This is a genomic window from Saccharopolyspora sp. NPDC003752 (assembly GCF_053605825.1).
Window position 1 is genome coordinate 236,026 of the sequence record NZ_JBSGJZ010000011.1, and the last position, 23,727, is coordinate 259,752.

Below are 23,727 nucleotides of genomic sequence, written 5' to 3' on the forward strand. Positions count from 1 at the left end.
GCAGGCGCGGTAGGTTCCGGGTGAGATCCGCAGGCGTCGATCGAGAGGGCGGGCTCCGAGGTGGCCACCGCGGCAGCGGAGAACGAGCAGGAACTGCGCTTGGCGCTGGCCATGCGCGGCGGCGCGAGCATGGCCGTGTGGATCGGCGGCGCGGTCGCCGAGATCAACCGGCTCCGCGAGGCGGTGGCGGATTCGCGGGCGCCGGCGGACGACGATTCGACGGGCACCCATCCGTGGGCGTCGCTGGCGAAGCTGTCCGGCTACGACGCGGTCGCGGTCGACGTGCTCGCCGGAGCCTCGGCCGGCGGCCTCAACGCGACGTTGCTGTCCGCGACGCTGGTCTACGGGATGCCCTTCGACCGGATGCGCGAGGTGTGGGTGCGGTTGGGGGACGTGGAGGCCATGTCCCGGCCGGTGCCGAAGTTCTGGCAGCACCGCCCGCAGTCGCTGCTGGAGGGCGACCGCTACTTCCGCGCCGAGCTCGCCGACGTCATCACCGACAACGTGCCCGCGGCGGCGGAGCACCCCGGCCACCGCGCCGACCTGCTGCTGACCGCCACCCTGCTGGACCCGATCCTGGAGCGGCGCTTCGACGGCCGGTCCGGGCCGATGCTGCAGGAGCGGCGCACCGCGTCGTTCCGGTTCCGGCACCAGGGCAGGGCGGGCGATCCGCTGTCGGACTTCGGCGCGGGCGACGACTTCGCGCCCACCGTGCTGCGGCTCGCCCACGCCGCCCGCTCGACGTCGTCGTTCCCGTTCGCCTTCGAGCCCGCGCAGGTGCGCTCGTCGCTCGGCGAACCGCCGGACGGCGAGCCGAACATGATCGGGCTGTTCTCCGAAACGGTCGCCGATCCACTGCTCCCGCCGTTCCGGGTGATCGACGGCGGCGTGCTGGACAACATCCCGGTGACCGCGGCGATCGATGCGATCTCGGCCGCGCCGGCGGACCGGCCGACGCACCGGTGGCTGCTCTACCTGAACCCGGATCCCGTTGCCTCGCACGGACAACGCCGCGAGCCCGGGTTCGCCGTGCCGGTGACCGCGACGGCCCTGCGTGCCCGGCTGTCCCAGGAGTCGCTGCTCGCCGACCTCGACGCGCTGGACGAGCACAACCAGTTGGTCGCGCGAACCGCCTTGCGCCGCAAGGCTTTGTACGCGCCGCTGCGGGCCGCACCGGATGCCGAGCGGGCAGCGGTGCTGGCGCAGCAGGTCGACGCGGTCCTGCCCGATCACGCGGTGGTTCGCGCGGAGCTGGACGCCCAGGCGGTGTACCGGCTGCTCACGGAGCCCGCGGGCATCGAGGACGGCAAGCTGCTGCCGCCGGTGGTCGGGGATCCGCTGGCCGAGTGGTCGGCGCAGGCGAGAACGCAGCTCGCGCACCGGTTGTCGGCCGGGCTCGGCAGCGACGCCACCACGCGCGTCTTCGACGATGCGCGCGGCCTGCTCACCGCGGTGCAGGAATGCCTCGGCTGGGCTTGGGACATCGAGCGCTGGGCGCCGGAGAGCCGCGAGATCGGGCGCTGCAAGTCCGTGCTCTACCGGCTGCGGAGCTTCGGCGAGGTGCTGGAGGGGCACGCCGACCAGTACTGGATCAACGGCGCGAAGCTGGAACCGATCGTCGAGACGACCGAGCTCGACGAGTGGGTGCAGCGCGTGCAGCGCCGTCGCGCCAGGCTCCAGCACGCCTTGCCGTCCCCGATCCAGCCCCTGCTGGGCGAGGTGTTGCGCGCGATCGAGGCGGGCGAGGACTTCCACGACGATCTCGCCGAGTTGGCCCGCGAACTGATGTCCATTGTGGAATCTTCCGGTGCGGACGCGGTCCCGGACGCCGCCGGGGTGGACGCGGTCGCGGAGGCGCGCGCGGTGCTGCACCGGGTCGCCGACCGGCTGGCCGCGGCGGCCCCGCCCCGCGAGCGGATCGACGAGCCCCAGCAGCTCGGCTACGCGCTGCTGGAGCGCAGCGAGCGGCGGGCGGAGACGTTGCGGCAGCTGGTGGTGCTCACCGCGCCGCTGGACGTCGGGCGCGTCCCGGGATCGCGGATCAACCTGCTGCGGGTGGTCAGCGACGAGCAGAGCCCGCTGCCGTTCGACGCGCTGCGGCGCGGCGAGGACGTGCCGCTGCGGATCGCGGACAAGATCCGCGGCCTGGACGTGGGCAACTTCGGCGCGTTCCTGTCCGCGAAGTGGCGGGCGAACGACTGGATGTGGGGGCGGATGGACTCCGCCGCCGCGCTGGTCAGGTTGCTCGCCGACCCGACTCGGCTGGCCCGGCGCCACAGCGGCTCGGAGGAGCTCGGCGACGCGCTGCAGGCGATCGTCTCCCGCCCGACGACGGCGGAGCTCGGGGAGCTCGACGAGGAGCAGGCCAAGCAGTGGCGCGGATTCCTCGCCGAGGTGTGGGCGCGCCACGCGGGCGAGGTGCGCGCCGAGCTCGACGCGCTGTTCGCCGCCCCGGACGACGAGCATTCGCTGACCGAGACCCAGCGGCTGCTCACCGAACGTCTGCAGTGGACGATCGCGGCGGAGGAAATCCCCTTCGTCCAAACCGTTTCTTCCGGGGCCGACCCGGAAATCGGTGCCGAGCCGCCGGTGCCCGCGCCCGCGCAGCTGTCCGGCCAGGTGGCGCGCTACGACGTCGGCCGCCAGCGGTTCGCCGACCTCGGCGAGCCGCGGGCGCTGTCGATGGCGACGCGCTTCGGGCTGCTCGCCTACCGGGCCGTCCGCCCCTCCGGGCGCGGCGTGCTGCCCTGGCTGGGGCGTCGGGCGATGACGCTGATCAAGCCGCTGCTGATGGCGGTCGTGTACGCCATCGCAGCGCCGCGCCGTGCAGCGCTGCTGGGCTTCCTGGCGGCGAGCGCCGTGGCGTTCACCGGCGTCGGGATGGGATCGCTGCCCGGGACGCAGATCCTGTCCGCCGACCAGAGTTCATTCGTCGTTTCGGACGGCCCCTACTCGCCGGGCTCGGCGGAATCGCCGTTGCTCGCCGTGTCCGTGGCCTGCCCGGATTCCGGCACCGGCGTGGACGTCGAGTGCGGGGACGGCTTCGGCTGGTTCGGCGGCGTGCCCGGGAACTGGCTCGTCGTGGCCGACTTCTCGGGCACGTCCTTCGGCCCTGGCGCGCTGCTGGCGATGCTGTTCGCCGCGGTCTTCGCCGTGTGGTCGGGGTGGCGCCTGGCGCACCGCTTCGGTCGCGGCTTGGCGCGCTGGCTGCCCGCGGTGTTCATCGGGGCGGTGCTGATGGCGGCGGAGTTCTGGCTGTTCACCACCGGATTCCGGCTCGGCCCCCTCGGGCTTGCGCTGGTCGCGGGGCTGCTCACCTGGCCCGCTGCGGTGGCCTACCGCACCGCCGCGCGCGTCGGTGCGTCGGTGCTGACGCTGCTGGTGTTCGTCGGTGTTCTGTGGTCGTACGAGCCGAACGCCTTCAGCGGCGGAGGCTGGATCGTCCTGGCGACGGGACTCACCGCCTACGCCCACATGATCCTGGTCGGCACCGTCGACGTCCTCGCGCCGAGACCCAGGCGGCGTGCCGGTTTCGCGCCGAAGGCACCGTCGCGGGCGAAGGCGCCCCGGGCCGAGGTTTCCGATCCGGCCTGAGCGGGGTCGGGTTTCAGGGCTTCCGGGTCGGCGCGGCGCCTACGACCTCAGCGCGAGCGACGCCTCGATGCGCACGGCGGGATTCGTGGTGCTGGCCGTGGTGGCCCGGCCGATCGGCGGCTGGCTCTGCGACCGCGTGCACCCGGCCGACGTGCTCGGGACCGCCTGCTCGCTCGCCGTGGTGTTCGCGGTCCTGGCGTCCTTCGAACTGCCGCTGGTCCCGTTCGGCACGATCGCCTTCCTCGGGCTGGCCGCGGTGCTCGGGGCCGGCGCGGGTGCGGTGTTCGCGCTCGTCGCCAAGCCGGCGCCGCCCGACGAGGTCGGCGCGGTGACCGGCCTGGTGGGCGCCGCGGGCGGCCTGGGCGGATTCTTCCCGCCGCTGGTGATGGGCGCGATCTACGGCACGGCGGGCGACTACACCCGGGGCCTCGTGCTCCTGGCGCTGGCCGCGCTGGGGTGCGCGGCGCTGACGTTCGCGGTCGCCCGGCGGCAGGCCGCCCGGTGACCGGTCTGCGGATGCGCGGAACCGCTCGGACGGACATGATCTCCGGGAGACTCCACGGGGTAGCCTGATGGGGTAGGGGACAATACGCCGGAATCGGGCTCGCCCGGCTCCCGCGGTCCCCGTCATGGCAGCAATCCAACGGAGGTGTCAGCGGTGTCCAATCCGTTCACCGGCTCCGGCCGGTCGGCGCCGGGCACACCCAACCTGCCCACCCCGCCGAGCGGCTGGCCGATCGGTTCCTACGGCACCTACGAAGAGGCGCAGCGCGCCGTCGACCACCTGGCGGACAGCGACTTCCCGGTCCAGGAGGTGACCATCGTCGGCGTCGACCTGATGCTCGTCGAGCGCGTCACCGGGCGGCTGACCTGGGGTCGGGTGCTGGGCGGGGGCGCGGCCTCCGGAGCCTGGTTCGGCCTGTTCGTCGGCCTGATCCTGGGCCTGTTCACGCCGCAGGGCAGCTGGTTCGGCCCGGTGCTGGTCGGTCTGGGCGCGGGTATCGTGTTCGGCCTGGTCTCCGCGGCGGTCGGCTACGCCTCGACCCGCGGTCGCCGGGACTTCTCCTCGGCCAGCCAGCTGGTCGCGGGCCGCTACGACGTGCTGGCCCAGCCGCGCCACGCGGAACAGGGCCGGGACCTGCTCGCCAAACTCGCCATGCGCCCGCCGTCGACGCAGTGATCGGCTGATCCGACCGGAACCCAGGACGCCTGCGCGGCAGGGTCCTGGGTTTCGCGTTCTTCCCGGAATTCGCATCGCGCCCCCGTCGGCCGGAAGGCCCCGGTGAACAGCCCCTTTGCGCCGGTCGGTGCAGTGCTGAACGGCTTTCGGCGCAATGCGCGGGTGCCCGGTTTCGCAGACTTTCACGTATTAGCAACAAGGGCCTTGCCGCCCTTGCCTTGACTGATCAAGACGCCTAGCTTGCCAACACCGGCTCACCGCCGGCGGTGGCAGGCGACGAAGCGTGGGCACCCCAGTGCTGGGTCGCGGCTGCGACCGGCAACTGGAAGGACCGACCGTGAGAGTTCGCCGCACCCGTGCAGCGGCAGTGCTGGGCGCGTCGCTGGTGTGCGCGTCCGCGCTGACCGCCTGCGCGCCGGCCTCCGGCGTGAACACCGTGAACCTCTACAGCGCGCCAGAGGAGAACCTGCAGCAGAACGTGGACCGCTGCAACGCCGAGTCAGGCGGGCGGTACCAGATCGTCTACCACAAGCTGCCCCGCGACGCCGATGGCCAGCGCGAGCAGATGGTGCGCCGGCTGGCCGCCGGCGACACCGGCATGGACATCCTCTACCTGGACGTCTCCTGGACCGGCGAGTTCGCCGAGGCCAAGTGGATCCGGGAGTGGACCGGCCAGAACAAGGCCGAAGCCGAGCGCGACACGCTGCGGGGGCCGCTGGAGACGGCCACTTGGGAGGGCAAGCTCTACGCGGCGCCGAAGAACACCAACGTGCAGCTGCTCTGGTACCGCAAGGACCTGGTGCCCGAGCCGCCGAAGACGTGGGGCGAGATGATCTCGACCGCCCAGCGCCTCAAGCAGGAGGGCAAGCCGCACTGGATCTCGCTCACCGGCGCGCAGTACGAGGGCCTGTACGTGCACTTCAACACGCTCGTGCAGTCGGCGGGCGGGCACATCATCTCCGACGACGGCAAGCGCGCCGTGATCGACGAGGGCGCGGTGCAGGCGTTGCAGGCGCTGCGCGACCTCGGCACGGCGGGCGTCACCAGCGCGTCGATGAACAACGCCAAGGAGGACGACGCCCGGCAGGAGTTCGAGACCGGTCAGGCCGCCTTCCAGCTGAACTGGCCGTTCGTCTACCCGTCGATGCAGGAGAAGAAGCCCGAGCTGGCGAGCAACGTCGGCTGGGCGCGACTGCCCGGCCTGCAGCCTGGGGTGCCGAGCAAGTCCACCATCGGCGGCGCCAACTACGCGGTCAGCAGCTTCTCGACCAAGCCGGACCTGGCCTTCGAGGCGACGAAGTGCCTGCGGAACCCGGAAAGCCAGAAGTTCTCCGCGATCAACGACGGCGTGCCGCCCGCTCTCGAATCCGTCTACTCGGATCCCGAGGTGGCCGCCGAGTACCCGATGCGCGACACCATCCTGGAAGCGCTCAAGGATCCGGGCGTGCGAACGGTGACGCCGGCTTCGCAGAACGTCTCCACGGCGCTGTCCAACCTGCTCGCGCCGATCGGGGAGATCGACCCGCAGAGCACTGCGGAGCGGATGCGCACCGAGGTGCAGAACGCCTTGGACTCCAAGGGAGTGATGCCGTGATGGTGCAGGCGGATCAAAAGGAACCCACCGCGGTGTCCGTTGGAGGGGCGATCAGCGAGGGCAAGAAAGCCGAGCGCAAGCTCGGCTGGCTGCTGTGCGCCCCGGCCGCGCTGGTGATGATCGCCGTCACCGGCTGGCCGATCCTCTACGCGCTGTGGCTGTCGTTCCAGCGCTTCGACCTCAAGTACCCGGACCAGCGCGAGTTCGTCGGGTTGGACAACTACATCACGGTGCTCGGCAACGGCTACTGGTGGAGCGCGTTCTGGGTGACGATCCTGGTCACCGTCGTCTCGGTGGCGATCGAGTTCGCCCTCGGCATGGGGCTGGCGCTGGTCATGCACCGCGCGCTGGTCGGCCGCGGCCTGGTGCGCACCGTGACCCTCATCCCGTACGGCATCGTCACCGTCGTCGCGGCCTTCAGCTGGCGCTACGCGTGGACGCCCGACACCGGCTACCTGGCCAACGCGATCACGCCGGGCGGCGCGCCGCTGACCGAGCACGCCAGCGCGCTGGCCATCGTGATCCTGGCGGAGATCTGGAAGACCACGCCGTTCATGGCGCTGCTGCTGATGGCCGGTCTGGCGCTGGTGCCCGACGACCTGCTCAAGGCGGCGGCGATGGACGGCGCGGGGCCGTGGCAGCGGTTCGTGAAGGTGATGCTGCCGGTGATGAAGCCGGCCATCCTGGTCGCGCTGCTGTTCCGCACCCTCGACGCGTTCCGCGTCTTCGACAACATCGTGGTGCTCACCTCCGGCGCGCAAGGCACCTCGTCGGTGTCCGTGCTCGCCTACAACAACCTGATCAAGGGCCTGAACCTGGGCATCGGCTCGACCATGTCGGTCCTGATCTTCATCGCGGTCGCGATCATCGCGTGGATGTTCGTGAAGCTCTTCGGCGCGGCCGCGCCCGGTAGCGACGACAAGGGGAGGCGCTGATGGCCGGCGTCGGCGGGGCCGAGACCCCCGCGCGGAAGACCAAGTGGGCGCTGCTCAACATCATCGTGCTGGTGTACGCGCTGGTGCCGGTGCTGTGGATCCTGTCGCTGTCGTTCAAGACGCCGGAGACGCTCGCCGACGGCAACCTGATCCCGCGCGAATGGACCCTGGAGAACTACGCGGCGATCTTCGCCACCAGCGAGTTCACCCGCGCGCTGCTGAACTCGATCGGCATCGCGCTGATCGCGACCGCCATCGCCGTGGTGCTGGGCACCATGGCCGCCTACGCGATCGCCCGGCTGGACTTTCCCGGCAAGCGGGTGCTGGTCGGCGCCTCGCTGCTGATCGCGATGTTCCCGCAGGTCTCGCTGGTGTCGCCGCTGTTCGAGATCGAGCGGGCGCTGGGCCTGTTCGACACCTGGCCGGGGCTGATCCTGCCGTACATCACCTTCTCGCTGCCGCTGGCCATATACACGCTGTCGGCGTTCTTCCGGGAGATCCCGTGGGAGCTGGAGAAGGCGGCCAAGATGGACGGCGCCACGCCGGGGCAGGCCTTCGCGAAGGTGATCGCGCCGCTGGCCGCGCCGGGGGTGTTCACCACCGCCATCCTGGTGTTCATCTTCTGCTGGAACGACTTCCTGTTCGCGATCTCGCTGACCTCGACGGAGAACTCCCGCACCGCTCCGGTGGCGCTGCAGTTCTTCACGGGCGACTCGCAGTTCGAGGACCCGACGGGGTCGATCTCCGCGGCCGCGGTGGTGATCACCATTCCGATCATCGTGTTCGTGCTGTTCTTCCAGCGTCGCATCGTGTCCGGACTGACCTCCGGCGCAGTGAAGGGGTAACCAAGTGGCCGAGATCGTGCTGGACAAGGTGACCAAGCGCTACCCGGACGGGGCGCTGGCGGTCAACGAGGTGAACCTGGAGATCGCGGACGGCGAGTTCGTGATCCTGGTCGGCCCCTCCGGCTGCGGGAAGTCCACCACGCTGAACATGATCGCGGGGCTGGAGGACATCAGCGGCGGCGAACTGCGCATCGGCGGGGAGCGGATGAACGAGCGCGCGCCCAAGGACCGCGACATCGCCATGGTGTTCCAGTCCTACGCGCTGTACCCGCACATGACGGTGTTCGAGAACATGGCGTTCCCGCTGCGGCTGGCCAAGGTGGATTCGGCGACGGTGCGGCAGAAGGTCGAGGAGGCGGCCAAGATCCTCGACCTCGCCAAGCACCTGGACCGCAAGCCCGCGAACCTCTCCGGCGGGCAGCGGCAGCGGGTGGCGATGGGGCGGGCGATCGTGCGCAGCCCCAAGGCGTTCCTGATGGACGAGCCACTGTCCAATCTGGACGCGAAGCTGCGGGTGCAGATGCGGACCTCGGTGTCGAAGCTGCAGAAGCGGCTGGGCACCACGACGGTCTACGTCACGCACGACCAGACCGAGGCGATGACCCTCGGCGACCGGGTCGTGGTCCTGCGCGGCGGTGTGGTGCAGCAGGTCGGCGCGCCGCAACACCTCTACGAGCACCCGGCGAACCTGTTCGTCGCGGGCTTCATCGGCTCGCCCGCGATGAACTTCGTGCCGGTCGAGGTGGCCGACGGCGCGCTGCGCGGCCCGCTGGGCGACATCCCGCTGAGCGACCGGATCCGCACCGCGCTGGAGTCCGCGGACGCGCCGCGCGAACTGGTGCTGGGCATCCGCCCGGAGCACTTCGAGGACGCGGCGCTGCTCGACGACTCGGCCCGCGCGGCGGGCGGGACGTTCACCGGTGAGGTGGACGTGGTGGAGGAGATGGGCTCGGACAAGTACGTGTACTTCACCCTCCACGGTGGGCGGGCGAGCACGGCGGAGCTGGACGAGCTGGCGGCCGACAGCGGCAGCGCCGAGGTGCCCACGGACGAGGGCCAGGTGGTCACCCGGCTCTCGGTCGAATCGGCGGCGAGGGAGAGCCGGCCCCTGACGGTCTGGTTCGACCCGGACAAGATCCACCTCTTCGACCCGGCCACGGGCCGAACCCTCACCTGAGCAACCCCACCGAGACCCGATCGAGGTGAGGGGCACCCACGCCCGAGCAACCGGGCACGGGTGCCCCCCACCCACGGCCAAGAACCACCCACGGCAAAGAGCCACGCACGGCCAAGAGCCACCCACGACCAAGAGCCACCCACGGCCAAGAGCCACGCACGGCCAAGAGCGACCCACGGCCAAGAGCGGATTCCAAACCAGAGCAAGGTGACCCCGTCGACCAACCCCACCACCCGATGGGTTGGGTTCGTCCGCAATTTCAATGGAAATCGGACCTTCGATTTCAATGGAAATTGCGGCAGGCGAACGCCGGTGGGGGTCAGGGGCGGCCTAGCTCTTGGGTCCAGTAGTGGCGGTAGTGGCTGTGCCCGGTCGCCGCGTGGCCCACGCCGAGGTCGGTGAAGGCGCAGTCGAGGATGTTGTCCCGGTGCGGGACCGCGTCCATCCACTGGCGGAAGGTGCCGTCGGCGGTATCGCGGCCGGCCGCGATGTTCTCGCCGACGTAGCCGCCCGGGAATCCCTCGGACCGGGTGCGATCCACCGGGCTGCGGCCGTCGCTTCCGGTGTGCCCGAAGAAGTTCCGGTGCGCCATGTCCGCGCTGTGCCCGGCGGCCGCCCGGCTCAGGTCGCCGTTCAGGCGCACCGGCGGGCATCCGGCCCGGGCCCGTTCGGCATTGGTGAGTTCGAGTATTCGCTGCTCCGGTGGCATCCGCTGGGCCGCCTGCAGCGGCGGCCCAGCGCAGAGCAGGAGAAGCGGGACGGCGGCCCCGCACGACAACAACCGTTCGACCAGCGACATCTGCGATCACTCCCAGCATCGCGACGATGGGTGGGAGTGTTGTAACCGCGGCACGACGACGCCGCCGGATCATTTCGCCGAATCCGGCTACCGGCCGGGCGTGCCGGATTCAGTCCATAGTGGACGCCCGGATACCGAGCGTTAGACCTGGCTCGCGATGAGCACGAACAGGGTGACGATCCACCCCATGATCAGGGCGACCAGGAGGGTGAGCTTGTTGGCGGCCAAGCGAGTCATGGCGGTGCCTCCCAACGTGAAAGAAACGAAGATCTGACGGAGATTCGTTTTTCACGATGTGGCCCGCGGTGGTCCCGGCAGGCGTCAGCGCGCGACGGCGCGCGGCGCGGCGGGAACCGCGTCCCACATCGCGCCGGGTTTTCGCTGCACCCAAGCAGTGTGCCGGAACAACTTCTCGGCGATCTCCCGACGCGTCACGGGGTTTCGCCGGGGGACCGGGCCGGTGAGGAGCCGATGCCGGACCCGCCCCTGGTGCTGCGGAAGACGGTGCATGACAACCTCCTCACGCGCTCGCGCCGACCGATGAGAACGGACGGTGGTGAAAGACAAGCGGAACGGCGTCCAGTCGGCGATGACGGGACGCGAAGTGACCCCGCACGGCATATCGCCGGCGGCGCGGAATTCGTTACGAAGTGCGATCACAGCCACTTGTTCCGCCGGAAGATCTTGAAGAGGACCATGCAGGCGCCGAGCATCACCATGAGGGCCAGGGGGTACCCGAAGGTCCAATTCGTCTCGGGCATGAAGTCGAAGTTCATGCCGTAGATCCCGGCGATCATGGTCGGCGTCGAGACGATCGCGACCCACGCCGAGATCTTGCGCATGTCGGTGTTCTGCTGGAGCGTGATCTTGGCCAGCGTCGCGTCCACCAGGGTGGTCAGCAGCTCGTCGAAGGCCCCTACCATTTCGGACACCCTCGCCAGGTGGTCCTCGACGTTGCGGAAGTAGGACCGCACCTCGTCGGCGACCATCGGCGTGTAGCCCTCGGCGAGCCGCTGCATCGGCTTGGTCAGCGGCTGCACCGCGCGGCGCAGCTCCATGACTTCGCGCTTCATCAGGTAGATGTGCTCGGCGTCGATCTTGGTGCCCGGCTCGAAGACCTCGGCCTCGATCTCGTCGATGTCGTCCTGGATGGCCTCGGTGACCTCCAGGTACGTGTCCACCACGTGGTCGGCGACGCCGTGCAGCACCGCCGACGGGCCCAGCGCGAGCTGCTCGGGGTCGGCCTCCAGCTGGCTGCGCACCTCGGCCAGGCCCGCGTGCTTGCCGTGCCGCACCGTGATGACGAAGTCGCGGCCGAGGAACACCATCAGCTCGCCGGTGTCGACGATCTCGCTGGTCGCCGACCGCGTCTCGGTGTCGGTGTAGCGGACCGTCTTCAGCACCATGAACAACGTGTTGTCGTAGCGCTCCAGCTTCGGGCGCTGGTGCGCGTGCACGGCGTCCTCGACGGCCAGCTCGTGCAGGCCGAAGGTTTCGGCGATGCCGTTGATCTGCTCTTCGGTGGGCTCGTGCAGCCCGATCCAGACGAAGCCGGAACCGCGCCGCCGCACCTCCTCGATGGCGTCGGAGTGGTTCCACGAACCTTCGACGCGGCGCCCGTCGTCGTAGATCGCGCAGTCGACGACGTACGCGGAGACGGGGGCGGCACTGCGGATGAGCGGCTGGGGCGCGCGGTTGTTCCGGTTGCGCAGGCCGAGCGAGGGCAGGTTGGGCACGGCGACCTCCAAGGTCCGGGCGCAGCTCCCCGGCGGACGGGGATCCGGGTGAGAGCTGCGTGGGTGGCGTGCTTCGCGGGCTCCGCCCGCTGCTCGCGCATCCCTGCCGGCCCTGATGGGCGAAGGCCTAGCGGCTGGCCCTTCCGGCGGGGATGCTGTTGGTACTGCACGGAAGCGCGCTATCGGCACTGCTGTCCACGATCCCTCACCTCCAGAAGGTCATCCACCGATGCGGTGGTCTTGAGTCAGCCAACCCGACACGATACTCCGTCCGAGTGGACCGATGGCAACGGCTCGCATTCGAGGTCACAACCCGCCGGAACCGCAATGCATGGAACGGGTGAATTGGGCGGATTGAGTGAATCGCATCCGGACCCGTGTTCGACCCGAACCGCGCCTCTCGGCGGGTCGTGACGGGACCGCGACGGCGTTCCCCGGTCGTATTTCAGCCGTCACTCGTTGCGGGGTAAACTATTCCAAGAGCGCAGGATCTCGGCGAGGCCTTCGGTCAGTGCTCCGTCGCGGTCCAGTGTGGCGAAAGTCGCACTGTCCGCCCAGATCGCATCGGCGGCGTCGTCACCAGCGGAAAGCTCCTGCTCATTGCTCCAGCAGGAGTAATCCAGGATCTCGTAGGTGCCGCGCGCCGCGGGCCGGAAGATTCGGCCGACGAGCTCACCGACGGTGACGGAGAGTCCCGTTTCTTCGCGGACTTCGCGCTGTACCGCCGAATGGTCGGTCTCGCCGGGCTCGACTCGGCCACCCGGTAGGGACCACTTCCCCTTGCCGGGCTCATGTGCACGTTTGACCAGCAGCAACCGGCCGTCCGGGTGGTGAATTATCGCGCCGACGCAGCGGATCACAGGATTCTCCGATACGATCATCGCCACGGAGGGTAGTTGATCCGGGGCTGCCCGGAAACGACTGACCCAAGTGCGGTACAAAGCTGCCGTAAAGCGGCGGAGTGCGGTACAACGGATCAGCAGGCGCCTGCGCTACTCAAGGGCATTTCGGACGGGGTGCGTCACAGTGAACATGAAGAAAATCCTCACGTGGGCCGGAGTTGCTTTCCTCCTGTTCTTCCTGTTTTCCGCGCCAGTGGAAGCCAGCGGTGTCATCAACGGCATCCTGGGCAGTCTCCGGGGAGCAGCTGAGGCCGTCATCACCTTCATGCAGAACCTCTTCCAGTAAAGCGCGAGCCGCGGGAGGCGGGTGCCGTGTTCGCTCCTAGGGACCCCGACGAATACCTGCTGGACAGTGAACGCCGAGTGATCCGCGTTCGGCGTCACTGGGCGGTCCTGGTGTGGGACCTCTTCGAGGCGGCCGGCTTGCTGGTTGGTCTGGTGATGGTGTCCTACCTGGTGCCCGAGGGCAGCGGTGGGCTGGTCCAGAACATCCTCTGGTACGCGGGGCTGATCATCCTGATCCGCTTCGCGTACCAGGTGCTGGACTGGTACGTGGAACGCATCGTCGTGACCGACAAGCGGTTCCTGATCACCACCGGCATCTTCACCACCAACGTGGCGATGATGCCGATCACCAAGGTCACGGACCTGACGTTCGCTCGCACGCTGATGGGCCGCCTCTTCGGGTACGGCACTCTCGTGGTCGAGTCGGCCGGTCAGATCCAGGCCCTGAACCGCATCGACTACGTGCCGAACCCGACCGAGGTCGAGGACGCGATCTCGGCGCTCGTCTTCGGTGACAAGAAGGGCCAGCAGCAGGACCGCTTCTCCATGCTCAAGGCGCGGCGCGCCGCGGTGGGCAAGCGGAAAGCGGCGAAGCTCTGACCCGTCCGGTCGGCCCGGCGCGGCGGCGCCCGGGTCGGCCGGACGGGTGTTGGTTCGGTCCTCCGTCGGACCATCGGTCACACTGGTGGGTGTGCGAATCGACCTGCACACGCATTCCACCGAATCCGACGGGACCGATGCACCGGCAGAGCTGGTGGCGACGGCGCTCGCCGCCGGCCTGGACGCGATCGCGATCACCGACCACGACACCACCGCGGGATGGGCGGCGGCCGAGCGGGCCGTGCGCGATCTCGCGGAGCCCGGCCGGTTCCGGCTGGTGCCGGGTGCCGAGCTGTCGTGCTCGTGTCCGGGCGAGGACGGTCGGAACATCACCGTGCACCTGCTGGCGTACCTGTTCGACCCGGACTCCACCGCGCTCGTGCGGGAGCAGTCGCGGCTGCGCGCCGAGCGCCGGGAGCGGCTCTACCAGATGGCGCAGCACATGGCCGCCGACGGTTTCCCGGTCGACCCGGACGAGCTCATGGCCGGCCTGCCGCCCGACTCGCCTGGAGGCCGGCCGCACCTGGCCCGAGCGCTCGTCAACGCCGGGACGGTCGCCAGCGTCGACGAGGCCTTCGCCAAGTACCTCGGCGGCCGCGGCAGCTACTACCTCCCGCGCACCGACACGCCCGTGCACCGCGCGATCGAGATGATCGCCGAGGCCGGCGGCGCGACGGTGCTGGCGCACCCCTTCGCGACCGCGCGGGGGCCGATCGTGACCGCCGACATCGTGGCCGAGCTCGCCGGGCGCGGGCTCGCCGGGATCGAGATCGACCACCCCGACCACGACGCCGAGACCCGGACGCGGCTGCGCGGGCTGGCCGCCGAGCTGGACCTGATCCCCACCGGCAGCAGCGACTACCACGGCACCAACAAGACGATCCGGATCGGCCAGGAGACGACTCCGCCCGACTCGTTGGATCGGCTGGTGGAGCGGTGCAGCGGCAGCAAGGTCATCGGCTGATCGTGGCGGAACGGCCGGGTAGCGGGAAAACTGCGTACTGTGGGGGCGTGCAGGGGCAGCTCGGTCTAGAAGGAATTCCCAGCAAGCTGGTGCGGGTCACGCCGGCCAGGCTCGCGACCTGGGCGAAGTGCCCCCGGAAGTACCGCATGACGTACCTGGACCGGCCGGCGCCGTCGCGCTCCGGTGCTTGGGCGAACGCCACGCTGGGCGCCGTCGTGCACAACGCCCTGCGCGCGTACTTCGAGCTGCGAGCGGATCAGCGCAGCCCGGAGCGCGCCGCCACGTTGGTGCGCGAGTACTGGAAGTCCGACGGTTTCGCGAGCCCGGAGCAGGCGGGCGACTACCGGCGCCGCGCGCAGGAGTGGGTCGGCTCGTACGTCGAGCAGCTGGCGCCCGACGTCGTGCCGCTCGCGGTGGAGCGTTGGGTGTCCGCGCCGATGGGGTCGATCATCGCCGAGGGCCGGGTGGACCGGATCGACGACCGCCACGGCGAAATCGTCGTCGTCGACTACAAGACCGGCCGGCACGGACTGCGCGTCGACGATGCGCGGCAGTCGCTGGCGCTCGGGCTGTACGCGTTGGCAGCGCGCAAGACCCTGCGCCGGCCGTGCCGGCGGGTCGAGCTGCACCACTTGCCGACCGGGACCGTCGCGGGTTGGGATCACACCGCGGAATCGCTCGCCGCGCTGCAGGATCGCGCCGAGCAGCTCGCCGGAGAACTCCAGGCCGCGACCGACGCGTTCGAGCTCGGTGCCGATCCGCAGGCGATGTTCCCGGTGCGAACCGGACCGCACTGCTCGTGGTGCGACTTCCGGGCGCATTGCGAGGAGGGCCGGCAGGCTGCGCCGAGCCTGCCGCCGTGGGCCTTGCTGGGGGATTGACGAGCATGCGACCTGAGGACGGGCCGATGCGCACACCCGCTTCGCAACGACCGCGGCCGCCCCGTACGCGGCGCCTGCCGGGATCCGACGAGCTGCCGCCGCAGCGATCGCGCGGTCGGCATTCGCTGAGCCGGCCGACGCCGCCCAGCCGGGCCGGTTCCGCGCTCCGCGGCCTCACCGGCGCGTTGGCGGCCGGCTTCCTGCTGCTCGCGCTCGTGCTGGTGGCGGTGCAGTTCTGGGCGACGAACCAGGGGCAGGAAGGCCCCGGGCTGGCCGCGGTGATCGCTCAATTGGTGGCGTCGCTGATCGCCCTGGTGCTGCAGGCGATCGCGGACCGGCGCGACGACGCGCGCGGCGGCTTGGCTGCCTGCGGCGTCCTCGTGGTCGTGTTCGGCTCGTTGTGGTTCTGGTGGTGGGCCTGACGGGCGTCCGTGTTTCCGTTGAGGGACAAGGACTTTTCGCGCCGCTGGTTCAGCGCAGGGCGACGAGCGTGTCGCCGCGCTGTTCCAGGAGAACCGGGCCTACCGCGTTGAGCTGGACCGGGCCGGTGTAGCCGGCGCGGTCCACTGGGATCACCCGCTCCCGGGTGCCGGTCGGTGCGTCCAGGACCGCCAGTCCCTCGGGCACCGGTACCAGCAGCTTCCCGCCGAATCCGACGCCCGGGCCGAGCGTGTCCGGCGCAGTCCACAGTGGAGCGAGGGTTTCCGGGTCCAGCGCGACCGTGTCGGTGCCGGTGTGCCAGTAGATCCGGCGGCCCTTCGAGGTCGACTCGACCTGCACGTTCGCCCGGAGGTCGGGAGTGCCGACGCGCACCGGGAAGGTGTTCTCCACCGCGCCGTCGTTGTTGTAGACCACGACCTCGGAACGGTCCCGGAGGACCACCGCGACGTGCTTGTCGTTGACCGCGATGACCCCCGCCGACTCGCTGCCGAGGACGACGCTGAAGATCTCCTCCGGCTTCTCGTCGTCCTCGGGGTGGGCCTTCAGGACCGTGATCCGGCCCTGCTCGCGGGGGCACACCTCGACGGCCCCCACCCGCTCGCCGCCCACTCCGATGGAGGAGTAGGTGCAGTCCGGGCGCTTCATGTTGTTGTCCGGGTTCTTCACCGCGGGCGGCATGCCGAACTGCTGGGTGCGCACCAGGTCCGAGCGCCAGGACTCGAAGGAGCGCTGCCCGGTGGCCGTCACGTAGGTGCCGTCGCCGAGCAGCTGGGTGCCGAACTCGGCGTCGGCGTTGCGCTGCGGCCCGCGCACCCCGGTGGCCCCGCGCAGCGAGGTGACCTCGCTGCAGTTCTCGGACTTGCGGTAGACCGCGATCGCGCGGTTCCACTCCGCGCCGACCGTGCACAGTGGAATGTCGCGGGCGTAGCGCCAGGCGACCTGACCGGTCAGCGGGTCGTGGCCGCTCACCTCGTTGCCCGCCCCGGTGACCACTCCGGCCCCGGCGACGACCGGCACCGGAGTGGCCGGGCTGGTCGCGCGCCACGCCTCGGACAGCGTCTCCGGCACGGCGGTGGCCGAGGGCAGTTCCGGAATCGGCTGGGCGGCGGGCTCGGACACGGTGGCGCGCGCATCGCTGTTGAACCAGATCACGACGCTACCGGCGAGCACGGCCACGACGATCAGCGCCACCACGGCGAGGTCGGTTCTCGTGCGCCGTTCCGGCCGGACCACAGTCACTCCTCGATCGCCTGGCTGTTCCTGCGCCGAGCTTAGAGCCTGTCGCCGGACTCGCCTTGCGTGGCGGTGCGGGTGGCGGCGCCCCTGCGGGAGTTGCGGACGCCGCCTGGAGTCCGACCCGCGAGCCTCCCGGCTCACGGGTCTCGCCTGCTGCTACGCGGCGCCGCCTTCGGCGTTGCCGCTGCGTGCCGTGTCGCCGGCTTCGCCGACCGGCTCGCCCGAGCGACGCCTGCGCCGCCGACGGCGCGGCCGCTCACCGGCGTCGGCTTCGCCTCCTGCGGCGGGCGCTTCCGGCTGCTGCACCGCGGTTTCGGCACCGCTGCGGGTACGCCGGCGCTGCCGGCGTCGGGCGGGCCGGGTCTCGGCGTCGCTGTCCTGGCGGGCACCGCTCTCGGCTTCGCCCTGGTGCTGGTCCGCGCCGCCGCGGGTGCGCCGCCGGCTGCGGCGCGGCCGCTTGGCCTCGCCCTGCGTCTCGGGCTCGGCGTCCAGTCCGGCGCGGGTGCGCTTGGACAGCGGCAGGCGACCGGTGACGTCCGTCGGGATGTCGAGGTCGGTGAACAGGTGCGGCGAGGTCGAGTAGGTCTCGACCGGCTCGGGCTTGTCCAGGCCGAGCGTGTCGCTGATCATCTTCCAGCGGGGCTCTTCGTCCCAGTCGACGAGCGTGATCGCGACGCCTTCGCGACCGGCCCGGCCGGTGCGGCCGATGCGGTGCACGTAGGTCTTCTCGTCGTCCGGGCACTGCAGGTTGATCACGTGGGTCACGCCGGCGACGTCGATGCCGCGGGCCGCGACGTCGGTGGCCACCAGGATGTCGACCTTGCCGGAGCGGAACGCTCGCAGCGCCTTCTCGCGCGCGCCCTGCCCGAGGTCGCCGTGCACCGCGCCGGCCGCGAAGCCGCGCTCGGTGAGCTCGTCGGCGAGCTTCTGCGCCGTCCGCTTGGTCCGGCTGAAGATCATCGCCAGGCCGCGGTCGGTGGACTGCAGGGCCTTCGCGATCAGTTCGCCCTTGTCCATGGCGTGCGCCCGGTAGATGAACTGCCGGGTGCGCTCGTGCACCGCGCTCTCGTCGGCCTGCTCGGCCCGGATGTGCGTGGGCTGCGTCATGAACGTGCGGGCCAGGGTCAGGATCGGGCCCGGCATGGTGGCCGAGAACAGCATCGTCTGCCGCTGCTCGGGAACCATGCGCAAGATGCGCTCGATGTCCGGCAGGAAGCCGAGGTCGAGCATCTCGTCGGCCTCGTCGAGCACCAGCCCGCGGACCTTGCCGAGCACCAGGTGGCGCTGTTCGGCCAGGTCGAGCAGGCGGCCCGGGGTGCCGATGACCACGTCGACGCCCTTGCGGAGCGCGGAGATCTGCTCCTCGTAGGGGCGGCCGCCGTAGACGGCGACGGTGCGCACGCCCAGGTGCTTGCCCGCGTCGGTGAGGTCGCGGGTGACCTGGAGGCACAGCTCGCGGGTCGGCACCACGACGAGCGCCTGCGGGGTGCCGTCGCCGGGCACCTGCAGGCGGTGCAGCAGCGGGACGCCGAAGCCGAGGGTCTTGCCGGTGCCGGTGCGGGCTTGACCGATCAGGTCCTCGCCCTGCATCGCCAGCGGCAGGGTCAGTTCCTGGATGGCGAAGGTGCGCTCGATGCCGGCTTCGTGCAGCGCGCGGACGATGTCCGGGTGCACGTCGAGCTCGGCGAAGGTCGGAGCGTCCGGGTTGCCGGCGGTGCCGGCCTTCAGGTGCGGCGCGTCCGCGGCTTCGGGGGCGCCGGACTCGAGGTGTTCGAGCTGCGTGTCGTCCGTGGTGGTGGTGGGGCTGCCGCCCCCATTGCGATCTTCGAGGCCGTCGGGGGCCTGGCTGTTGGTGAACGTCAGAATGATCGCCTCTCTCGGTACCTGCGCGCATGCGTCCCGGTTCGGGCCGATCCGTGGCGACGTCCTCCCGGCACGGCAGCTCGCTGCTCGCGGCCGCTCTTCGTGCTCGTGGTCACCGACGTGATGGTGCGCGCCCTTGTTCGCTCAGCGGCTGAGCCGCTGTTGGTTCGTTCTTCTCGGCGTCGCGTGCGCCAAGGCCGACGAGCGATTTCGCTCGGGCCGCGTACACGCAGGCTGTGGTCCCGGGGGCCGTCCCGCTCGGACGGGAGTCGCCCAGACCGTGACGTTCGGGGAGCCAGCACCGCGGTCTTCACGACCGGGTCGCCGGCTGTGCCGCCGACTGTGCCGTCGGACGCCGATGCTCCTCCGAGGTCCGAGGATACCTGTTGGTCGGCCGTTCTCACCGTGGCGCGTATAACTCGGGCGTGCCGCCGGTTAGGCTCGCAGCCATGAACGAGGCTGACCAGCGCGGTGAAAGTGACGAGCGTTACTCCGAGGGTGTCGTGGATCTGCTCGCGGCGCTGGCCTTCGGAGAGCTGTCGGCCTTCGACCGGCTCGCCGAGGACGCGCGCACCGCACCCACGCTGACCGGCCGCGCGGCGCTGGCCAGCATGGCGGCCGCGGAGATCGGCCACTACCGGCAGCTGGAGGAGCACCTGGCGGGCCTCGGGGTCGCGGTCGACGAGGTCATGCAGCCGTTCGTGGCGCCGTTCGAGGCGTTCAACGAGTCCACCGCGCCGCATTCGTGGCTGGAATCACTGGTCAAGGCCTACGTCGGCGACGGGCTGGCGGCCGATTTCTACCGCGAGGTCGCGGAGTGGCTGGATCCCGCCACGCGGGAGCTGGTGCTGACCGTGCTCGCCGACACCGGCCACTCGGCGTTCGCCGAACGCGAGGTGCAGGCGGCCTGCGAGGACGACCGCAAGCTGCGGGACAAGTTGACGCTGTGGGGGCGGCGGCTGCTGGGCGAGGCGATGACGCAGGCGCAGCGGGTGGTCGCCGAGCGCGACGCGCTGGCGGAGCTGATCATCAAGGGCTCGGGCGACCTCACCGGCATCGCGGCGATGTTCCGGAGGCTGCAGAACAACCACACCAAGCGGATGGCCCGCTTGGGCCTGGGCTGATACCCGTTCGCGGGTTCGTTTCGCGTGGCTCCAGGCGACGCCTGAGAACCCGCGGCGGCGTGAGCTGCGCGGCTTCGCCGCTGGAAAGACGAAAACAGGTTTCCCGGGCAGGACTCGAGTCGTCCTCGTTCGGTGGCGTCGCGAGGATCCGCCGATCAAGGCGGGACCTGGGATAGCCTTGCCACATCCCAACGGATTCGAGTGCTCAACGGAGGTTCGGCGTGGAGGTCAAGATCGGCGTCGTGGACAGCCCGCGCGAGCTGACGGTCGTCAGCGGACAGTCCCCGGAAGAGGTCGAGTCGCTGGTCGCCGACGCGCTGAAGAACGCAGAAGGCGTGCTGGCGCTGACCGACGAGAAGGGGCGGCGGATCATCGTCCCGTCGACCAAGGTCGCCTACGTGGAGATCGGCCCGGCGACGCCGCCGCGCGTCGGCTTCGGCGTGAGCTGACCTGGGTTTTTCCGCGCGAGGGGCACCCCGGCCGAACTCGGCCGAGGTGCCCCTCGCGCTTTGCGTCAGTCCAGTTCGGCGGGGATCTCGAAGGGCGGGCGGCCGGTGCCGGTGATCCGGTAGCGGCCCCAGGGGTCCTGGTCGGAGAGGGTGCCCGTCGCCTCACCCGCCGGTGTGCGCAACATCACATCCTTCTTGCGGTGTTCGGCGAACTCGTCCACGTCCTGGTGCGCGGACAGGCGCCCGTACCAGTGGAAGCGGCCGTCGATGGGCTGGAAGTGGCCGCGCAGGACCACCTCGACCGCCAGTTCCCGCTCATCGGCCAGGAGCGTGGCCGGGCCGCGGTAGTCGTCCTCGTCGTGCTCGTCGTCAGCCATGGTCTTCGTCCTCCTCGTCTTCGGGCGTCTCGTGTTCGCCGGGCACCAAGCGCAGGTCGTTGCCGAGGTCCAGCGGTTCGTCGGGGTCGATCACCAGGCCGGCCGAGCGCAGCACGCCGTCGATGGCGAACCAGATGATCTGCGCCAGGTAGTCGGTGAGGTCGCTGCGGCTCATCGACTGCCGCTCCAGCCACCAGTCGCCGCTGGCCTGCACCATGCCCACCAGGCCGTGGCTCCAGGGCTCGACGCCGCCGGAGTCCAGGCCCAGCGCCCGCAGGTATTCGCCGAGGATGCGGGACAGCGAGTTCGCGATCACCATCTTCTCCGCCGACACCGGGTCGGAGCGCACCGGCCGGTCCGCGAAGGTGCGCTGCACGACGAACCGGTACAGCTCCGGGTACTGCTCGATGGTGCCGAGGTAGGCGTCGAGCAGGCGGCGGATGCGCTGGTTGGGCGTGCCGCCCTCGTGGAACAGCGGCCGCAGCCGTTGCATCAGCAGCTCGGTGCCCCATTCGCCGACCGCGACGTACAGGTCGCTCTTGTCGCTGAAGTGCCGGTAGAGCACCGGCTTGCTGACTCCGGCCTCGGCGGCGATCTCGTCCATCCCGACCTCGGCGCCGTGCTTGCTGATGGCGCGCACCGCGGCCTCGACGAACTCGGCGCGGCGGGCTTGGCGGTGTTCGCGCCAGCGCTCCCGGCGCGCGTCGCCGCGGGCTTTCTCCGGTGTGACCGCCTTGACAGGGCGAGAGATGTGGCTCACGCTACCCAAGGTAACTGTTACTGGAAGTAACATGCAATCTCGATGCCGAGAGGGTGATCGCCGGATGAGCAGGGCCCTGCAGGTCAACGACCGCGAGAAGACGGCCGCACGGCTGCTGAATTCGTCCGCCCGGAACAGCTACGACCCCGAGGTCGACGTCGACTGGGACGCGCCGCTGGCCGACGGCAAGCCCTACATCCCGTTCAAGCGCAGCTCGCTCTACGGCACGCACCTCTGGGACCGGCTCAGCGAGGAACAGCGCATCGAGCTGACCAAGCACGAGTTCGCCAGCATCGCCTCGAACGGCCTGTGGTTCGAGGTGCTGCTCATGCAGATGCTGCTCAAGGAGTTCTACAACTCCGACCCGCGCACCAGCCACGCCCAGTACGCGCTCACCGAGGTCGCCGACGAATGCCGGCACTCCACCATGTTCGCCAAGGCCGTCGACCGCATCGGCGCGCCCGCCTACGGACCGCTGCCGATGCTGCACCGCGGCGGCCGGATCCTGCCCGCCGTGCTGCGCGGCCCCTCCGCCTACGCGTCGATCCTGGTGGCCGAGGAGATCCTGGACCGCTTCCAGCGCGACCAGATGTACGACGAGGACGTCCAGCCGCTGGTGCGCATGGTCAACCGCATCCACGTGCTCGAAGAGGCCCGGCACGTCACCTTCGCGCGCGAAGAGGTCGTCCGCCGGATGGCCGAGTGCAACGCCGCCGAGCGCGCCTACCACCAGTACTGGACCGCGCTCGTCTCGTACTGCATCTGCCTCAGCCTCATCAACCCGCACGTCTACAAGGCGGTCGGGATCCGGCCGCGCGACGGCTACCAGGCGGCCTGGGCCAACCCCGGCTTCCTGGACACCCTGCACTGGGGTGGCGAGAAGATCATGGCGTTCCTGGACGAGGCCGGACTGGTCGGCAAGCCGGGCATGCGCTGGTGGAAGAAGGCGAACCTGATCCGATGAAGGGCGAAACCTTGCGCACGATGACCGCCGAAGAGTTCACGACCAGCGACGGAACCCGCTTGCGGATGGTCGACGAAGGCCCCGCCGACGCGCCGGTCACCGTCGTCCTGGTGCACGGGTGGGCCCTGACCAAGCACACCTGGGACCGGGTGGCGGACGGCCTGCCGAAGGCGGCCGGGACGCAGCTGCGGATCCTGCGGTTCGACCTGCGGGGGCACGGCGAGAGCGACCCGGCGCAGCCGGGGAGCGCGAGCATCCGGCAGTGCGCGGACGACCTGGCGGAGCTGATCGCGGAGCGGGCCCCGGAGGGGCCGGTCGTGCTCGCCGGGCACTCGATGGGCGGCATGACGATCATGGCGTTCGCCGAGCAGCACCCGGCGCTCTTCGCACGGCGGATTGCGGCGGTCGCGCTGGTGGCGACCTCGGCGGGCGACCTGGTGGCGCCGACCCTCGGCCTGCCCCGCCCGGTCGCGGCCGTCGCCAACCGGGGCGAGCTGGCGTTCCGCAAGCGGCTCGCGGCCTCGCGCGGGAAGCGGCTGGTCCCGCAGTCGTCCTGGCTGCGACCGGGGATGCGCTGGCTGCTGTTCGGCCGGAGCCCCGAGGCCGCCGACGTGGCCGCCACGGCGGATTGGGTCGCGGGCTGCCACCCGGCGAACATGGCCGCCTACCGGCAGGCCCTGGCCGAGCACGAGCGGCACGGCGCGCTCGCGGCGTTGCGGTCGGTCCCGACGGTCGTGCTGTCCGGGCTGTCCGACCGCCTGACACCGCACTCGCACGCTCGGCGCATCGCGGACGCCCTGCCGGACGCCAAGCTGCTGATCTACGCCGGTGCCGGGCACATGCTGCCGCTGGAAAGGGCCGACGAGGTCACCGCCCGCATCGCGGAACTCGTCACCCGCGCGCTCCGCTGACCTGGGTGTCCCGCAATTTCAATGAGCGTTTTTCATCCTGCGTGTTCGAGGGTGAGGATGGCTTTGGCGAGGGTGCCGACGCGGTGGGGGCAGGCGCGGACGCGGTCGAG

General features: G+C 70.5%; 24 protein-coding genes. 16 read left to right on the forward strand and 8 right to left on the reverse strand.

Annotated features, from left to right (window positions below; genetic code table 11):
* Positions 1-60: 60 nt before the first annotated feature.
* From ACWEV3_RS17320 to ACWEV3_RS17350, 7 genes are all read left to right on the forward strand, one after another.
* Complete coding sequence (locus ACWEV3_RS17320; RefSeq protein WP_452614816.1) at positions 61-3,594, forward strand: patatin-like protein; 3,534 nt, start codon at positions 61-63, stop codon at positions 3,592-3,594.
* Positions 3,524-4,099, forward strand: a complete 576-nt coding sequence (locus ACWEV3_RS17325) for an MFS transporter (RefSeq protein WP_452614817.1) — start codon at positions 3,524-3,526, stop codon at positions 4,097-4,099. The genes ACWEV3_RS17320 and ACWEV3_RS17325 overlap by 71 nt, the downstream gene beginning before the upstream one ends.
* Before the next feature lie 153 nt (positions 4,100-4,252).
* The gene (locus ACWEV3_RS17330; protein ID WP_358581887.1) at positions 4,253-4,774 is read left to right on the forward strand and encodes a general stress protein; all 522 of its coding nucleotides are present in this window, start codon (positions 4,253-4,255) and stop codon (positions 4,772-4,774) included.
* Between the two features lie 337 nt (positions 4,775-5,111).
* On the forward strand, positions 5,112-6,368 hold the full coding sequence (locus ACWEV3_RS17335) for an ABC transporter substrate-binding protein (protein ID WP_452614818.1): 1,257 nt from the start codon (positions 5,112-5,114) through the stop codon (positions 6,366-6,368).
* On the forward strand, positions 6,368-7,303 hold the full coding sequence (locus ACWEV3_RS17340; RefSeq protein WP_452614845.1) for a carbohydrate ABC transporter permease: 936 nt from the start codon (positions 6,368-6,370) through the stop codon (positions 7,301-7,303). Before ACWEV3_RS17335 ends, ACWEV3_RS17340 begins: the two co-directional genes overlap by 1 nt.
* Positions 7,303-8,148, forward strand: coding sequence for a carbohydrate ABC transporter permease (locus ACWEV3_RS17345; protein ID WP_452614819.1), 846 nt, complete (start codon positions 7,303-7,305; stop codon positions 8,146-8,148). Before ACWEV3_RS17340 ends, ACWEV3_RS17345 begins: the two co-directional genes overlap by 1 nt.
* Before the next feature lie 4 nt (positions 8,149-8,152).
* Positions 8,153-9,325 carry an ABC transporter ATP-binding protein gene (locus ACWEV3_RS17350; protein ID WP_452614820.1) on the forward strand — a complete coding sequence of 391 codons (1,173 nt, stop codon included), beginning with the start codon at positions 8,153-8,155 and terminating at the stop codon, positions 9,323-9,325.
* A 319-nt stretch (positions 9,326-9,644) separates the two neighbouring features.
* Here the strand turns inward: ACWEV3_RS17350 and ACWEV3_RS17355 are convergent, their stop codons facing one another.
* The 4 genes from ACWEV3_RS17355 to ACWEV3_RS17370 all read right to left on the reverse strand — a co-directional run bounded on the left by ACWEV3_RS17355 (position 9,645) and on the right by ACWEV3_RS17370 (position 12,741).
* Positions 9,645-10,124, reverse strand: coding sequence for a CAP domain-containing protein (locus ACWEV3_RS17355; protein WP_452614821.1), 480 nt, complete (start codon positions 10,122-10,124; stop codon positions 9,645-9,647).
* Positions 10,125-10,445: 321 nt separating this feature from the next.
* Positions 10,446-10,634, reverse strand: coding sequence for a hypothetical protein (locus tag ACWEV3_RS17360; RefSeq protein WP_132483224.1), 189 nt, complete (start codon positions 10,632-10,634; stop codon positions 10,446-10,448).
* Positions 10,635-10,780: 146 nt separating this feature from the next.
* Positions 10,781-11,860 carry a magnesium/cobalt transporter CorA gene (gene corA, locus ACWEV3_RS17365; RefSeq protein WP_358581903.1) on the reverse strand — a complete coding sequence of 360 codons (1,080 nt, stop codon included), beginning with the start codon at positions 11,858-11,860 and terminating at the stop codon, positions 10,781-10,783.
* Positions 11,861-12,312: 452 nt separating this feature from the next.
* Positions 12,313-12,741: an NUDIX domain-containing protein gene (locus ACWEV3_RS17370; protein ID WP_452614822.1), complete on the reverse strand. Its 429-nt coding sequence runs from the start codon at positions 12,739-12,741 to the stop codon at positions 12,313-12,315.
* 151 nt (positions 12,742-12,892) lie between these two features.
* Between ACWEV3_RS17370 and ACWEV3_RS17375 the strand changes: the two genes are divergently transcribed.
* From ACWEV3_RS17375 to ACWEV3_RS17395, 5 genes are all read left to right on the forward strand, one after another.
* Positions 12,893-13,048, forward strand: coding sequence for a hypothetical protein (locus ACWEV3_RS17375; RefSeq protein WP_177226290.1), 156 nt, complete (start codon positions 12,893-12,895; stop codon positions 13,046-13,048).
* A 26-nt stretch (positions 13,049-13,074) separates the two neighbouring features.
* Positions 13,075-13,647, forward strand: a complete 573-nt coding sequence (locus ACWEV3_RS17380; RefSeq protein ID WP_452614823.1) for a PH domain-containing protein — start codon at positions 13,075-13,077, stop codon at positions 13,645-13,647.
* Between the two features lie 82 nt (positions 13,648-13,729).
* A complete protein-coding gene (locus ACWEV3_RS17385; RefSeq protein WP_452614846.1) occupies positions 13,730-14,611 on the forward strand; it encodes a PHP domain-containing protein in 882 nt (293 codons plus the stop codon).
* A 47-nt stretch (positions 14,612-14,658) separates the two neighbouring features.
* Entirely contained in the window at positions 14,659-15,492 is an 834-nt protein-coding gene (locus ACWEV3_RS17390; protein ID WP_452614824.1) for a RecB family exonuclease, read from the forward strand.
* 26 nt (positions 15,493-15,518) lie between these two features.
* The gene (locus ACWEV3_RS17395; RefSeq protein WP_452614825.1) at positions 15,519-15,914 is read left to right on the forward strand and encodes a hypothetical protein; all 396 of its coding nucleotides are present in this window, start codon (positions 15,519-15,521) and stop codon (positions 15,912-15,914) included.
* A gap of 49 nt (positions 15,915-15,963) precedes the next feature.
* On the opposite strand, the gene ACWEV3_RS17400 is transcribed toward ACWEV3_RS17395, so the two are convergent.
* Together ACWEV3_RS17400 and ACWEV3_RS17405 are read right to left on the reverse strand one after the other, a co-directional pair.
* Positions 15,964-17,166 carry an Rv3212 family protein gene (locus tag ACWEV3_RS17400; RefSeq protein WP_452614826.1) on the reverse strand — a complete coding sequence of 401 codons (1,203 nt, stop codon included), beginning with the start codon at positions 17,164-17,166 and terminating at the stop codon, positions 15,964-15,966.
* Positions 17,167-17,325: 159 nt separating this feature from the next.
* On the reverse strand, positions 17,326-18,897 hold the full coding sequence (locus tag ACWEV3_RS17405) for a DEAD/DEAH box helicase (RefSeq protein ID WP_358581933.1): 1,572 nt from the start codon (positions 18,895-18,897) through the stop codon (positions 17,326-17,328).
* Between the two features lie 584 nt (positions 18,898-19,481).
* Here ACWEV3_RS17405 and ACWEV3_RS17410 point away from each other — a divergent pair.
* Entirely contained in the window at positions 19,482-20,156 is a 675-nt protein-coding gene (locus ACWEV3_RS17410; RefSeq protein WP_452614827.1) for a ferritin-like fold-containing protein, read from the forward strand.
* A 221-nt stretch (positions 20,157-20,377) separates the two neighbouring features.
* Positions 20,378-20,605: a DUF3107 domain-containing protein gene (locus ACWEV3_RS17415; RefSeq protein WP_132483236.1), complete on the forward strand. Its 228-nt coding sequence runs from the start codon at positions 20,378-20,380 to the stop codon at positions 20,603-20,605.
* A 65-nt stretch (positions 20,606-20,670) separates the two neighbouring features.
* Here ACWEV3_RS17415 and ACWEV3_RS17420 read toward each other — a convergent pair whose 3' ends face one another.
* The gene (locus ACWEV3_RS17420) at positions 20,671-20,982 is read right to left on the reverse strand and encodes a DUF4873 domain-containing protein (protein ID WP_452614828.1); all 312 of its coding nucleotides are present in this window, start codon (positions 20,980-20,982) and stop codon (positions 20,671-20,673) included.
* On the reverse strand, positions 20,975-21,742 hold the full coding sequence (locus ACWEV3_RS17425) for a TetR/AcrR family transcriptional regulator (RefSeq protein WP_452614829.1): 768 nt from the start codon (positions 21,740-21,742) through the stop codon (positions 20,975-20,977). Before ACWEV3_RS17425 ends, ACWEV3_RS17420 begins: the two co-directional genes overlap by 8 nt.
* Before the next feature lie 64 nt (positions 21,743-21,806).
* On the opposite strand from ACWEV3_RS17425, the gene ACWEV3_RS17430 reads away from it, so the two are divergent.
* Both ACWEV3_RS17430 and ACWEV3_RS17435 read left to right on the forward strand, forming a co-directional pair.
* Positions 21,807-22,706: an AurF N-oxygenase family protein gene (locus ACWEV3_RS17430; protein WP_452614830.1), complete on the forward strand. Its 900-nt coding sequence runs from the start codon at positions 21,807-21,809 to the stop codon at positions 22,704-22,706.
* A complete protein-coding gene (locus tag ACWEV3_RS17435) occupies positions 22,703-23,617 on the forward strand; it encodes an alpha/beta hydrolase (RefSeq protein WP_452614831.1) in 915 nt (304 codons plus the stop codon). The genes ACWEV3_RS17430 and ACWEV3_RS17435 overlap by 4 nt, the downstream gene beginning before the upstream one ends.
* Positions 23,618-23,727: the final 110 nt, after the last annotated feature.